The sequence below is a fragment of the Dehalogenimonas alkenigignens genome, assembly GCF_001466665.1.
Classification (GTDB): Bacteria; Chloroflexota; Dehalococcoidia; order Dehalococcoidales; family Dehalococcoidaceae; genus Dehalogenimonas; species Dehalogenimonas alkenigignens.
Genome location: NZ_KQ758903.1, coordinates 1,229,286 through 1,243,216 on the forward strand (window position 1 = coordinate 1,229,286; position 13,931 = coordinate 1,243,216).

Sequence of the window (13,931 nt, forward strand, 5' to 3'; positions counted from 1 at the left end):
GAAAGTCGTTTCAATCGTTTTTACTGCACAACCTCATTATCACAATGAGCTGACAGCTTTTTATGAGTGTGATATAAAGTAGCTATCTATGACAGATCTTCTTCAGGCTCAGGCCCGGGCGCAGGAACTCCGCCGCCAGATAGAGCATCACAACCACCTTTACTATGTCATGGACGCTCCGGAGATCTCCGACCAGGAGTATGACGCGCTCCTGCGGGAACTCCAGGAACTGGAGAATGAGCACCCGTCGCTGGTCACCCCGGACTCTCCAACCCAGCGCGTCGGCGCCGAACCGCTGAAAGCCTTCGGAGTGGTCAAGCACCGCCGTCCGCTGCTTTCGCTGGGCAACGCCTTCACCAAACAGGAACTTCGAGACTGGCACAAGAAGGTCGCCAAATTGTTACCCGACGAGAAACTGTCTTTCGTCTGCGAGCACAAAATGGACGGCCTGGCCATCGCCCTGACCTATCAAGACGGCCAGTTCATCGTCGGCGCCACCCGCGGCGACGGCGAAAAGGGCGAAAACGTTACCCAGAATCTGCGCACCGTCCGCAGCCTGCCGCTCAAGATTCGCGGCCAGGCTCCGCCAGCCTTCGAAGTCCGCGGCGAGGTCTTCCTGCCCAGGTCCGGCTTCGAGAAACTGAACAAGCAGAGGGAAAAAGACGGCCTGCCGCTTTTCGCCAATCCCAGGAACGCCGCCGCCGGTTCAGTGCGCCAACTTGACCCTAAAGTCACCGCTAATCGGCCGCTGGATATCTTTATCTACATGCTGGGCTGGGTACAAGGTACAGAAATGCCTGAGACCCACTGGGAAACCCTGGAACTGATGAAAGTTTGGGGGTTTAAAGAGAACCCGTACAACCGGAAATGCCGTAGCCTGGACGAGGTTGAAAAGTATTACGACGAATGGCATGAAAAACGCGATACCCTGCCTTACGAAGCTGATGGCATCGTGGTGAAACTGGATTCACTTGATCAGCAGCAGCGGCTGGGGTCTGTCGGCCGCGAACCGCGTTGGGCTATCGCGTTCAAGTTTCCCGCCCACCAGGCAACGACGCAACTCAAAGACATCGGCATCTCCGTCGGCCGTACCGGCACGCTCAACCCCTACGCTATCCTTGAGCCTGTCTACATCGGCGGTGTGGTTATACGGCAGGCCACCCTCCACAACGAGGACGACATCCGCCGCAAAGACATCCGCCTCGGCGACAGCGTCGTCATCCAGCGCGCCGGCGATGTCATCCCACAGGTGGTTGGCCCGGTCATGGAAAAACGGAAGGGCAACCCCCCGGTTTTCAGTATTGAAGAAAAGCTCAGGGGTCCTGATGGAAAAGCCCGCTGCCCGGTCGAGGGCTGCGGCGCCGAGATCTACCGCCCGGAGGGCGAGGCGATGTATTACTGCCCCAACTCAGCCTGCCCCGCCCAATTGCAGGAAAGCCTAGAGCACTTCACCTCAAAGCCTGGGATGGACATCCGCGGCGTCGGCGAAAAACTGTCCACCGCCTTCTTGTCGGAAGGCCTGATTAAAAACGTCGCCGATCTCTATGATATCGAAGCTGACCAGCTGGCCAAGCGTGAAGGCATGGGCGAGAAGAGCGCCGCCAACATCATTGCTGCCATCGAGAAATCGAAGCGCCGGCCACTGCCCAACGTAATCTTTGCCCTTGGCATTCGCCACATCGGCGAGGAGAACGCCGCTTTGCTGGCGCGGGAGTTCGGCAGCCTGCACGCTTTGGCCGAAGCCAAAAGGGAGCAACTCGATGTTATCCCCGGCATCGGCGGCAAGATTGTCGAAAGTATCATGGCTTATTTTAGTAACGCTCAAAACCGGAACATCATCGAGCGGTTGGTAAAAATCCTGGACACTCCAGCGATACCATCGGCGAAAAAAGCCGGGCCGCTTTCTGGCGAGGAATTCGTCGTTACCGGCACCCTCTGCTCTATGAGTCGGGACCAGGCCTCGGAAAAGATCAGGGCTGCCGGCGGCACAACCAAGCCGAACCTGACCAAGAACACCCGCTACCTGGTGGTGGGCGAGGATGCCGGTTCTAAGTTGGATAAAGCCAGGGCGGCGGGCATCGAGACCATCACCGAAGAGCAATTGCTCAAGATACTGAATCCGCCGTCCAGCGGACAACCGAGGTTGTTTCAATGAAGCTTGTTGTCGGTCTGGGCAACCCGGGCCGAGAGTATTCCGGAACTCGACATAATATCGGCTTTGCCGTTTTGGGTGAAGTAGCCCGGAAAAACGGCATCAACTTTGATAAGCGCTGCTGCCATTCCCGAACTGGCGAAGGCCGCATCGTCGGACAGGAAGTCGCGTTGGCTAAGCCCCAGACCTACATGAACCTCTCCGGCGATGCCGTGGCCTCTTTGATGCGCCGCTACAGGGTAAAACTGTCCGACCTCCTGATCGTGCACGACGACCTGGACCTACCACTCGGTAAGATCCGCCTGCGGGCCAATGGCAGCGCCGGCGGGCACAATGGCCTCAAGTCCATTATCGCCTCAATCGGCTCAATGGATTTCGCCCGGTTGAAAGTCGGCATCGGGCGGCCGGAGTCTCCCGGCGTCGAACGGCGCGACGTCGTCGACCACGTACTGACCAATTTCGGAGGCGAGGAACGGAAAATCGCCGACGACGCAATCGGCAAAGCCGCCGAGGCCATCGAAATGGTGGTTGAGCAGGGGCTGGAGGCCGCCATGAATCGTTTCAACGGGGTTGAAACGCGCCCGGTTATCGAGTAAACTACTGGATTTCCATCACCCCATAAAAAAGAGGATTATTATGGCCGATATTCGTCCTTTCCAAGCCATCCGCTATAACACCGCCACCGAAGACATGGCGGCGGTCATCTGCCCGCCTTACGATGTCATCAGCCCGAAACAAGAACTTGAGTTGCTGGCAGCCAGTCCGAACAATTACATCCGCATCGAGTACTCCAAGACCTTGGCTAGCGACGATGACAACTGCAACCGCTACACCCGGGCCCACGCCTGCCTGCTTGAATGGCTGCGCGCCGATATCCTGATTCAAGATGGCAAGACGGCGTATTACCTGCATGAGCACAGTTTCACTCACGGCGGCGACACCTTCGTCCGCCGCGGCCTGTTCGCCAGGGTCCGCCTCGAAGAGTGGGATAAGATGATCGTCCGGCCGCACGAGCGGACTCTGTCCGGACCGAAGCGCGACCGCATCAAGCTGATCGCTACCCTTGAGGCCAACACCAGCCCGGTCTTCGGCCTGTACCAGGACCCGGGACGTTACATTGGCTCGTTGCTGGACCAGGTCGCCGGTTGGCCGGCGGCGCTGGACTTTAGCGGCGAGCCCGGCGAGTCCCACCGGCTGTGGGTCATCGACGACTCCGAGGCTGTCGCCGCCTTGGAGCGAGCCTTCGCCGAAATGCCCGTCTATATCGCCGACGGTCACCACCGCTACGAGAGCGCCCTGACCTACCGCAACGAGCGTTACGCCCTGGATCCCAACATCCCCCGCGATGCGGCGCTCAACTTCGTCATGATGTCCCTGACCGACATGGCCGATCCCGGCCTGCTAATTCTGCCGACACACCGCCTGATCAAAGGGCTGCGCAAGCACCAATTGTTCATTCTGCCTGAACGGCTCGGGGAGTTTTTTAATGTCGAGCATTTGTCGCTTTCAGGAGACGCCTGTCGGCAGATCGAAACACTGATGGCCGAGGACAGCTCAAGGTTTTTCATCTACGGTTTGAACGGGGAGGGGTTGTTGAGCCTGACGGTAAAAGACAAGGCGAAGATCGAAGGCTTGATGCCTTCCGGCCATACGGCCACTTACCGCGGCATGGATGTCAGCGTCGTCGACCACGTGGTGCTGGAAGATATCTTGGGTATGAACGCTATGGACGAGGATCGCATCGCCTACGACCACGACCGAGACTCCACAACATCCCGTGTTGATTCCGGCGAGTTCCAGTTCGCCTTTATCCTGAAGCCGGTGCGCCCGGAGACGATCCAGGCAATCTCGGACGCCCGCGACCGCATGCCCCGCAAGAGCACCTACTTCTATCCCAAGATACCGTCCGGCATCGTCATGTACCGCCTGCGTGATTAGCCGGTAGGGTCGGTTTCCAACCCAACCGTCCGGTGGTGTTCTAACAAGGTAGTGCAGTAGGGTGGATGGAGCGAAGCGCCCCCCCAATTACCCGGTTTGTTGATGCGTGCCCAGGTATTCTTCCGCCATCCGGAGAAAATAGCGGTGGAAACGGTCGTCCATCGATAATTCCGGGTGGAAACTGGTGGCCAGTAGGTTGTCCTGCCGCACCGCTACGATGGTACCGTTGCCTAGGCGGGACAGCACCTTGGCCGGAGGCAAGGCGCTCTCGATGATGGGAGCGCGGATGAAGACGGCCGGGAAGGGTTCGCCACCCAACTCATCCACCGGCAGCTTGACCTCGAAGCTGTCCACCTGCCGCCCGAAGGCATTGCGCCTGATCGATATGCACATCAAGCCCAAGCCGACCGGCATATTTGGTCCGGCGTTGGTCACTTCATAGGCCAGGAGTATCGCCCCGGCGCAGGTGCCCCAGATCGGGAGCCCTTTTTTGTCGTGGCTTTTAATGGCCTCATTTAATCTATAGATGTCGGTCAGTTTAAGCATTGTTGTGCTCTCCCCACCGGGGATGATAAGGCCGGCCAGGCCATCGAGTTGCTCCGCCCGGCGGACTTCGACCGCCTCGGCGCCGATTTTCTTGAGCATGGCGACATGCTCGGCGAAAGCCCCCTGCATAGCCAGGACGCCGATCTTCATTTCACATCTAACTCCATACCCAGCACCACCGATGTCTCGATCTGCCGCGGCGAGATACGCCAGTACCTTGCCAGCAGTTCGGTCCTATCCGGAAGGAGTTTGAAGCCGTACTTCTGGTAGAAATCTATGGCCCAATAAGCCGCCGCCCAGGTGCCCACCAGCAGGCTCCGGGTCCGCGTCAACGATTTCAGGTATTCCATTAGTTTCGACCCGATGCCCTGGCGCTGGTTTGCCGGAAGGATGTAGGCATGGCGGATGAGGGTGACACCAGCCACTGGCTGGAAGCCGGCCACACCAACCACCTTGCCATCTTGGAGGTAGCCGTAGAAGGTCATCGACGTCATTTCACACGCCAGTACGTCACCGGACATGTAAGGTTCGTGGTAGCAATCAGGCTGGATGATGCCGCCGTAGCGTTTTGCCGCGGCGTTGATGATATCCAAGATCACCAGTGCCTCTGTTTCGGCCAGCGCTATTATCGACGATGAATCGACGGCCATCGAACATTAGCCTATAACTTTACCAGTTTGGCCGTTTGCACGCCTTCCAACGCCCGGACCTGTTTCAACCCAGACTCCGGTAATGCCTCGTCCAGGGCCAGGATCATCAGCGCCTGGCCCCGCGGCTTGAGCCGGGACAGGTGCATATAGCTGACGTTAACGTCTGATTGCCCGGTAATGCTGCCCACTGCGCCGATGAGGCCCGGGCGGTCGCGGTGGTCGGCAAACAGGAAATAGCCGCCGGTAGGTACAATGTCGATCCAGTACTGGTCGATGCGCACGATATGTGTCTCGCCACGCATTATGGTACCGGCTACGGTGGTATTGCCTCCGCTGGTCACCGCTTCAACGGTGATCATACTGGCATAGTTGTCGCAAGCAGCCTCTTTCTGTTCGGTGATGTTCATACCGCGCCTGGCAGCCACGATATCGGCATTGACCATGTTTACCCGCTCTTCGGAGATCTGCTCCAGGATGCCGCCCAGCACCAGAGCCTTAAGCGCCCGGGTGTCGTAGCCGGCGATCTCGCCGGAGTATCTGATGTTGATAGCTGTCATCTGGCCTTCGGCGAGTTGCGAAAGCAAGCGGCCGACAGTATTGGCGACCTTGATAAAGGGGTTGATCACCGGCAGACTTTCAATGGCGATGAAAGGAGCGTTTACCGCGTAGCGGGCAGGTGCGCCGCTGAAGATATCAATGACCTGGTCGACGACGTCGGAAGTCGCCAGGTCTTGGGCTTCGGCGGTAGAAGCCCCCAGGTGCGGTGTGACCACAATATTCTCAACTGCGAAGCAGACGTTATCGGTGCACGGTTCCTTGATGAAGACGTCAATGGCTGCACCGGCCAATTTCCTAGCGTTGACGGCTGCTACCAGTGCCTCCTCGTCAATGAGTCCACCGCGGGCGGCGTTGATGATGCGGGCGGTGGGTTTCATCATCGCCAGTTCTTTAGCGCCGACCATGTTCTTTGTCTGGGCGGTGAGCGGAACATGGAGCGTGATGAAATCGGCTTCCTTGTAGATGCGCTCCAGTGTCGCCAACTCGATTTGCATATTCTTGGCGCGCTCTGCCGAGACGAAGGGATCGAAACCGATGACCTTCATCTCAAAGGCGCGGGCTCGCTTGGCCACTTCGGAGCCGATGTTGCCCAGACCGATGACGCCCAGCGTCTTGCCCCTGAGTTCGGTGCCCAGGAATTTGTTGCGCTCCCAAGCGCCGCCTTTAAGGCAGGCGTTGGCCCTGGGAATATGACGGGCTAAGGCCAGCATCAAAGCCATAGTGTGTTCGGCGGCTGAGATGGTGTTACCTGTGGGGGCGTTGACGACAATGATGCCGGCTTCGGTGGCCGCTTTCATGTCGATGTTGTCGACGCCGACGCCAGCCCGTCCGATGATCTGCAGGTTCTTGCCTGCCTTGATCACATCGGCGGTCACCTGGGTCTGTGAACGTACCAGCAGGGCATCATAGTCACCGATTGCGGCGATGAGTTCATCTGGCTTGAGACCGGTCTTGACGTCGACTTCGGCTACCGCCTTGAGGCGCTCGATGCCGGCGGGCGACAGCGCGTCGGCGACCAGGACTTTCTTCATTGACACAGGAAATTCTCCTTTATCCAACGAACCCGGCCTTGGGCAGGGCGACCTTCAGGGCGTCGAAAACCACCTGGATATCTTTCTCGTTAACCATACCAAGATGGCCTACTCGGAAAATCTTGCCTTCCAGCGGCCCCTGGCCGCCAGCCAGGACAATATTGAACTCGTCTTTCATGATCTTGTTGAGTTTCTTTGCATCAAGGCCTCGGTCGGCAACCACTGAAGTGACGGTATTGGAAGCGTGCTTTTCGTCGGCCAGAAGGGTCAGGCCTAGTGCTTTAATCCCTTCTCTGGTGAACCTGCCGATGCGCTGGTGGCGGGCGAAGATGGTGTCGATTCCTTCCTTGAGCATCATATCCAAAGCCACCTGGAAGGCGAACACGACGGACACATTGGGCGTCCATGGCGTCTGGCCTTTTTCCAAACCAGCCTTGGCCTTGGCTAGGTCCCAGTAGAAGCGTGGCATCTTGGCTTGGGCGTATGCCTGCCAACCGGCCTCGGAGACGGCAACCATGGCCATGCCGGGCGGCACCATCCAGCCTTTCTGCGAGCCGGAGATGGCCACGTCGATGCCCCACTCGTCGACCGGGACATTGACCGAGCCGAGCGAGGAAATGCAGTCCACCAAAAGGAGTTTGCCGGCGCTCTTGACCACCTTGGAAATGATTGCCAGGTCATTGGTAACGCCGGTTGAGGTCTCGTTGTGAGTGACCAGGACGGCCTTGATCTGCGGGTTCTCATCCAACGCTTTCTTAATCAATGCCGGATCGGCAGCCTTGCCATGTTGGAAATTCAGAGGGATGACCGTTGCGCCAAAGGTCTGGGCAATCTTGGCAAAACGCTCGCCGAAGACGCCAATAGCCACCCCCAGCACCGTGTCGCCGGGTGACAGCATGTTGACAACCGCCGCTTCCAGACCGGCGGTGCCGGAACCGGTAAGGAGCATCAGGTCGTTCTTTGTCTGAAAAACCTGCTTCATTTTGGCAGTGACGTCCTTGATGATCTCAGCGAACTCGCCGCCGCGGTGGTTGATCATCTGGCGGCCCATGGCAGCCAGAACTTCGGGAGGGCAGGGGGTAGGACCGGGAATGCGTAAATTCTGAACCATATGTCTCCTTTAATATTAAACGCACTTAAGAGGCGCCGAGGATGTCGGTATCGACGACGCGGGTGAACTTGCGCTTGCCGGCCTTAATAACGCAACCGCTCCTGAGGGTCACTTTTTCCCCGGTCACTTTCTCACCTTCGACAGACACGCCGCCTTGTTCGATGAGCCGTTTGGCCTCACTTTTACTGCCCGCCAGACCGGCGACTACCAAAAGGCAGGGGAGATCGATTTGGGTGCAGTCCCCGGCTCTCATCGATCTGAAAGATACTTGGCATTCCGGCACCTCAGCCGGCAGTTCCCGCCGTTGGTGGACACGTTCGAAGGCAAGCTCCGCCCCTCCGGCGTCTGAAGCTGAATAAAGCTGGCTGACAATTTCAAGGGCTATCCGCTTCTTAAGCAGCATCGGGTTGGTCCGGCCGGAGAGCATGTCGCGCTCAAAATGTCTTAGTTCCTCTTCGGTGACATCAGTTAACAAATCGAAGTACTGGATAATGAGGTCATCGCCGATGGACATGACTTTGCCGAAAATGTCTGCCGGGGTTTCAGCCACGCCGATGTAATTCCCGAGGCTCTTGGACATCTTCTTGGTCCCGTCGGTGCCGGTGAGGATGGGCGTCAGGAAAACCTGCTGCGGAGCCTGACCGATCATGGCTTGCAGTTCACGACCTACAAGCAAATTGAATTTCTGGTCGTTGCCGCCGAACTCTACGTCCGATCTTACCATGACCGAATCGTAAGCTTGAAGCAGGGGGTAAAGGAATTCTGTAATGGTGATCGGCCGGTTGGACTCAAAGCGTTTCTTAAAATCCTCCCGTGCCAGCATTTGGGCGATGGTAAAGCGGCTGGCAAGTTTAATCACGTCCGCCAGGGTGAAGTTCCCGAACCATTCGCTCTGCCAGCGGACTTCGGTCTTGGATTTGTCGACGATTTTAAAGAACTGTTGCATGTAAGTCTCGGCATTGGCTTTGACCTGTTCGGCGGTGAGCATCGGACGGGTTACTGAGGCGCCGGTGGGGTCGCCGATCCGGGCGGTCCAGTCTCCGACGATGAGCACCACTTGGTGCCCTAGGTCTTGAAATTGACGCAATTTCCGCAGGCCGACCATGTGGCCTAGATGGATGTCGGTAGAACTGGGATCGAAACCTTCTTTTAGGCGCAGCTTCTGGCCGGAAGCCAGCAGCTTCTGCAGTTCGTCCTCGGAGATGATCTCACTTACAGCGCGTTTCAGGATGAAATTCATGTCAGGCATCAGACGCATTCCGTTTTCTTTAAGACCTGCCGGGCTTTGGCAACGTCTTCTTTGATCTGCTTGAGCAGTTTATCAGGCGAGGCGAATTTTTCTTCCGGACGGATCTGCTCTATTATAGCAATTTCCAGCCTGTGGCCGTAAAGCTGACCGCTAAAGTCCAACAGGTGGGTTTCAACCGTCCGGTTCCCGGCGCCGAAGGTGGGCCGGGTACCGATGTTGGTGATGGAGGGTATTCTTTGCCCGTTGATGGACGCGATGGTGGCGTAAACGCCGTCTGCAGGCAGCGCCTGGTCCGCGGCGATCTCCAGATTAGCAGTTGGAAAGCCCAGTTTCGCGCCCCGGCCTTCCCCTCTTATCACATTGCCTTCCAGGCTGAAACAGCGTCCCAGAAGGTCGTGGACCTTTTTCATGTTGCTTTCGGCCATGGCTTTACGCACCAGCGTTGAGGACACTTTATGGCCGGCCTTGAGCTGCGGTGGTACCACGATAAGGTTAAAGCCATACAATTCGCCCATCGCTCTAAGGGAAGCTATATCCCCTTCCCGCCCCTTACCCAGAGCGAAATCCGGCCCAACCACCAAGCCGGTCAACGACAGGTATTTCTTTAGAAGCCGGATGAATTCCAAAGCCGGCAAAGACGCCAGTTCTTCGGTGAAGACCAGCGTGATGACCAAGTCGACACCAGTGGATTTCAACAGCGTGATGCGCCGGTCGAGAGAGGTCAGGTGTGGTAATTCTTTGTGCATGCCAAGTACCTGACGGGGGTGGCCAGCGAAGGTAACGACTCCTGATAGAGCCCCGATTCTCTTTGCCTGACTAATAGTCTCGGCGATGAGTGCTTGATGTCCCAGGTGTACGCCATCGAAAACGCCGATGGTCAACACCATCGGCCGGGGTGGGTGGACTTTTGAGAGTTCAGACTCGATCTGCGTCACGGTCTTAAAATTCGAAGAGGGGATCGATGTCCCCTCTAAAAAATACGTTCAAGTTGGCGCTATATTAACATCACTTAGGGGGAGTGTCAATCGCGGTAGCATTGGGAAAATATATTAAGGTACAATTAAAATCCTAAAATATTAATCTGGTCTCATCGACTTGAAGGCATTGAATGATCTGGATCCAGTTGGCAATTTGTTTCGCGATATTAATCTACGCTGGTGCCCGTTTAACGAAATACGCCGATACGCTCGCCCAAAAAACTAAACTCGGAGGATTGTGGATTGGGTTAGTGCTGGTAGCCACAATCACTTCGATTCCAGAGACCATTGCTTCAGCCAGTGCCGCCAGTATATTTAATGATGATGATTTGGCTTTGAGTACCCTCTACGGTGGAAATACATTTAACCTTTTGATGATAGGAGTCATGGACCTCTTAAATCAGAAGTTACCGCTATTAAAGGCTGTGAACCGGCGCCAGGTATTCATATTGTTCAGCGGCATCATTCTGCTCACGGTTTCGGGAATCGCTATTGTCATGGGCTCAAGAGCAGCAATACTTCTTGGCACAGTTAGTCTGACAAGTATATTTTTATTATTGTTATATTTTGTACTGTTGCATTATCAGCAAAAAACGGCAACAAAAGAAGAAACTCAAGACGGGTATTTACCATCAGTTTGGCGGAGTTTCATCCTTAAATTAATACTCGCATCATCAGCCGTTGTGATTGCCGGCGTTTGGCTATCATATATTGGAGAACAAATATCCATAATCACCGGATTCTCTTCGAGTTTTGTGGGCGCGTTAGTTCTCGGTATCACTACCTCGGCCCCGGAAGTTATCGTTAGCCTTACCGCTCTCAGGATTGGGGCTATTGATCTTGCGGTCGCCAACATGGCCGGAAGCATTATGTATCGAGCGTCTATTATCATTATTCCGGACATATTCGGACGCGGGTCAATATTAACTTCTGTCTCGGGAGACAATCTGGTGCTGATAGCAGCTGCGATAATTATGGCGATTGTAGCGATAATCGGTATCAATTACCCGGGCCGAAAACAACTTCGTGGCTTATTCAGCTGGTATACGCCGGTGATTATCGGAATATATCTGCTTAGCGCGTTTGTCGTGTTTTCATCAATGGAATAGCATCAAAAGAACTGTGATAATCGGGAATTGACCCTATAGGGTGAGTTGTTTCTGAATCTCGTAGTCGATTTCCGCGGAAAGATTGTATCCCTTGATAGGCTGCCCCACACAGTTTACAATCACCTTGCGGGCGACTCTAATCCTTCCCTGGCTGAAAGCTTTAATCGTCAAACAGATTAACGGCAGTTCCCGGATAAATCCCTGCCTGCGAATTTCCTTAAAGAGTTGATTATCTTCGCCTTCACCTTTTACTATCGTTTCCGACGTCTGGTCGTCTATTTTGTTCCATAACTCGTCGAACGAAGGGCCGCGAACCGGATACCGGCAATAACTGACTACGGGTCCTCTATCGAGTTCAGGCGTTACTAAATGCATCATTACACCGGAGCTTTCAGCCCTCGAGTCGATCAGTTTCCAGATCACTTCCTGCCAGGTACCGGTAGGCCCGTCAGGAGCTGCCGGATGCAGATTAATCATATCTAAGTTTGAACACAACTCAGGGCCAATTACAAGCATATAACCTGCCATGACACATATGTCAGGTTTGTGGAATTGGGAAAGGATATTAATTATCTCCCTGTCGTAATCTAACCGCCATTCGGGAAGAGCTTCTACATTGGTTTTATCGGAGATACCTCTTGATTGCCGATATTTTTTATATGAAAAATGAACTACCGGAATCTTGTATTCACGTGCTAAATTAATAAAAATGTCTGTTTCCGGAGATTCGCCGGGATCCCTTGAGATAAAGATAAATTCAATCCTTGCGTCGATATCCCCCGATATGATCTTTTGTTGAACTGCGGAGAGCAGGTTGCGTGATCCTGGCCCCTTTGCTGTTGTAAACCATCCGATGGAATATTTCATTTTAGCCTGTGAACTTTCGTTTGATACGTTGGGCGGTGGAATTAAGATGAACAAGCGGGCTGTTGCACCGACCGTGGATAGTCGCATTTTTCAGGGATGACAAAAACTCATCTCGATTGTTGAATGGCTGCATCAAAACATAAGCTTTGCCGAGTTCATCGGGCGAATGGGCATCAGAGCCGGCACTCTGCGCCAGACCGTATCTGGCGGCAAAATCACGTGCTTTGTTAACAAATGATGGCAATACAATTCGGGCATTCAGCACTTCAAGAATATCAATTTGTCCGGATTCTACCAGCTGGTCAGTTATTCTGGGATCCAGCGCTGAACCTCGCAAGGAATCAAAAGGGTGGGGGATACAAACTAGCCCGCCTTGGTCTCGTATTGACTTGATCGTTGCTTCAACGGATTGACCAGATGGGATTGTCTCAGTTAAAAATAGCCCAATAATTTCACCGCGGTCAGTCAATATCTCTTCGCCAACAATTATTGGTATTGGAGAGAGTTTTTTAAATTCCAAAGCTCCTTCCGTGGTCCCGTGGTCAGTGATGGCAATGGCCCCCAATCCCACTTCATTACAACGGGCAGTCAATTCCTCGATAGTGGTCGAGGCGTCCATGGAATAGCGGGTGTGGATATGTAAATCTACTTTTATCATTGATAATACCAACCTATTTCGGAAAATGGGTCAATACCTTGACTCTGCCATTTTCCAGAACGACGTCATCTTCAATACGAATACCACCCCAGCCGGTTACATAAATCCCCGGTTCCAATGTAAAGACCATACCATCATTTAGGATGCCCGTTGAATTTGGACCGATGGTAGGTTTCTCATGGACTTCCAATCCAATCCCATGCCCCAAACTGTGTCCGAAACATTCACCATAGCCAGCAGATGTGATGCACTCGCGGGCTAACCTATCCGCTGAAGTAGCAGACATCCCGGATTCGATCCCGCCAATCGCGATTTGCTGCGCCTGAAGGACGATATTGTAAAGTTTCATGAAGCGCTGATCCAGATCCCCAAGCCAAAAAGTCCGCGTAAGATCTCCGCAGTATCCATTAAGTTTAGCTCCAAGATCGATGACCAGCGGTTCGTGTGGTTGGAGGGGGCGGTCAGATGGCGTCGCATGAGGGAGAGCAGAAGCAGGTCCGCCCGCGACGATCACCGGGAAAGCCAGCTCACCCCCAGCTTCCCGAATATACTTCTCCAATTCCCAGGCTAGTTTCTTTTCAGAAATTCCGGGGCGCATGTACTGTTCTGACACCTGACTTAAAGCTTCGCAGGTAAGACGAGCAGCGCTTTCAATTCGGAGAATTTCATTTATTCTTTTCGAGGCTCTGAAGTCTTCCACCGTGTCGTTTAAAGGGATGAGTGTTGCTGAGGAAGACGAGTTTTCTAAAGCACACTTAAACCGATCAAACTCCGCGACGGTTATGAATCCGGCCTCGATTCCGAGCACATTTACTCCCGTGTCGTGAATAAGAGCCGGGAACCATTGACTTACCGGTCCTTCAATTTTTCTTACGCTAAAAAGATCAGGTACTTCACTATTTGCCTGTTCGACGTAACGGAAATCAGTCGCAAGTATCGTATGAAACGGAGTCAGAATGACGTATCCATTCGACCCTGTAAACCCGCTGATATACCTGATATTCTCAGGCTTGTTGACTAAGAGTCCGTCAATGCCAAACGCTTCAAAACGCCCTCGAAGTTCCGGGATAATGTCGGTTCTCAAG

At 54.4% G+C, this 13,931-nt stretch carries 13 protein-coding genes; 4 read left to right on the forward strand and 9 right to left on the reverse strand.

Annotation, left to right across the window (positions count from 1 at the left end; genetic code table 11):
- Window positions 1-88: 88 nt before the first annotated feature.
- From ligA to DEALK_RS06485, 3 genes are read left to right on the forward strand one after another with little or no spacing between them, the layout of a single operon-like run.
- A complete protein-coding gene (gene ligA, locus DEALK_RS06475) occupies window positions 89-2,155 on the forward strand; it encodes an NAD-dependent DNA ligase LigA (RefSeq protein WP_058439453.1) in 2,067 nt (688 codons plus the stop codon).
- The gene (pth, locus tag DEALK_RS06480) at window positions 2,152-2,748 is read left to right on the forward strand and encodes an aminoacyl-tRNA hydrolase (RefSeq protein WP_058439454.1); all 597 of its coding nucleotides are present in this window, start codon (window positions 2,152-2,154) and stop codon (window positions 2,746-2,748) included. Before ligA ends, pth begins: the two co-directional genes overlap by 4 nt.
- 40 nt (window positions 2,749-2,788) lie before the next feature.
- Window positions 2,789-4,090, forward strand: a complete 1,302-nt coding sequence (locus DEALK_RS06485; protein ID WP_058439455.1) for a DUF1015 domain-containing protein — start codon at window positions 2,789-2,791, stop codon at window positions 4,088-4,090.
- A gap of 87 nt (window positions 4,091-4,177) precedes the next feature.
- On the opposite strand, the gene pdxT is transcribed toward DEALK_RS06485, so the two are convergent.
- From pdxT to DEALK_RS06515, 6 genes are read right to left on the reverse strand one after another with little or no spacing between them, the layout of a single operon-like run.
- Entirely contained in the window at window positions 4,178-4,786 is a 609-nt protein-coding gene (gene pdxT / locus DEALK_RS06490) for a pyridoxal 5'-phosphate synthase glutaminase subunit PdxT (protein ID WP_058439456.1), read from the reverse strand.
- Window positions 4,783-5,286 (reverse strand): GNAT family N-acetyltransferase, encoded by a 504-nt coding sequence (locus tag DEALK_RS06495; protein ID WP_058439457.1) that lies wholly within the window; start codon window positions 5,284-5,286, stop codon window positions 4,783-4,785. The genes pdxT and DEALK_RS06495 overlap by 4 nt, the downstream gene beginning before the upstream one ends.
- An 11-nt stretch (window positions 5,287-5,297) precedes the next feature.
- Window positions 5,298-6,875 (reverse strand): phosphoglycerate dehydrogenase, encoded by a 1,578-nt coding sequence (gene serA, locus DEALK_RS06500; RefSeq protein WP_058439458.1) that lies wholly within the window; start codon window positions 6,873-6,875, stop codon window positions 5,298-5,300.
- 19 nt (window positions 6,876-6,894) lie between these two features.
- Window positions 6,895-7,986 (reverse strand): pyridoxal-phosphate-dependent aminotransferase family protein, encoded by a 1,092-nt coding sequence (locus DEALK_RS06505; RefSeq protein WP_058439459.1) that lies wholly within the window; start codon window positions 7,984-7,986, stop codon window positions 6,895-6,897.
- Window positions 7,987-8,011: 25 nt separating this feature from the next.
- Entirely contained in the window at window positions 8,012-9,244 is a 1,233-nt protein-coding gene (tyrS, locus tag DEALK_RS06510; protein ID WP_058439460.1) for a tyrosine--tRNA ligase, read from the reverse strand.
- The gene (locus DEALK_RS06515; protein ID WP_083496384.1) at window positions 9,235-10,170 is read right to left on the reverse strand and encodes a bifunctional riboflavin kinase/FAD synthetase; all 936 of its coding nucleotides are present in this window, start codon (window positions 10,168-10,170) and stop codon (window positions 9,235-9,237) included. Before DEALK_RS06515 ends, tyrS begins: the two co-directional genes overlap by 10 nt.
- A 173-nt stretch (window positions 10,171-10,343) precedes the next feature.
- Here DEALK_RS06515 and DEALK_RS06520 point away from each other — a divergent pair, with 173 nt between their 5' ends.
- Entirely contained in the window at window positions 10,344-11,321 is a 978-nt protein-coding gene (locus DEALK_RS06520) for a sodium:calcium antiporter (RefSeq protein ID WP_058439462.1), read from the forward strand.
- Window positions 11,322-11,354: 33 nt separating this feature from the next.
- On the opposite strand, the gene purN is transcribed toward DEALK_RS06520, so the two are convergent.
- From purN to DEALK_RS06535, 3 genes are read right to left on the reverse strand one after another with little or no spacing between them, the layout of a single operon-like run.
- Complete coding sequence (gene purN, locus DEALK_RS06525) at window positions 11,355-12,188, reverse strand: phosphoribosylglycinamide formyltransferase (RefSeq protein ID WP_058439463.1); 834 nt, start codon at window positions 12,186-12,188, stop codon at window positions 11,355-11,357.
- Window position 12,189: 1 nt separating this feature from the next.
- Entirely contained in the window at window positions 12,190-12,846 is a 657-nt protein-coding gene (locus DEALK_RS06530; RefSeq protein ID WP_058439464.1) for a PHP-associated domain-containing protein, read from the reverse strand.
- 13 nt (window positions 12,847-12,859) lie between these two features.
- Window positions 12,860-13,930: a M24 family metallopeptidase gene (locus DEALK_RS06535; protein WP_083496385.1), complete on the reverse strand. Its 1,071-nt coding sequence runs from the start codon at window positions 13,928-13,930 to the stop codon at window positions 12,860-12,862.
- Between the last annotated feature and the right edge of the window lies 1 nt (window position 13,931).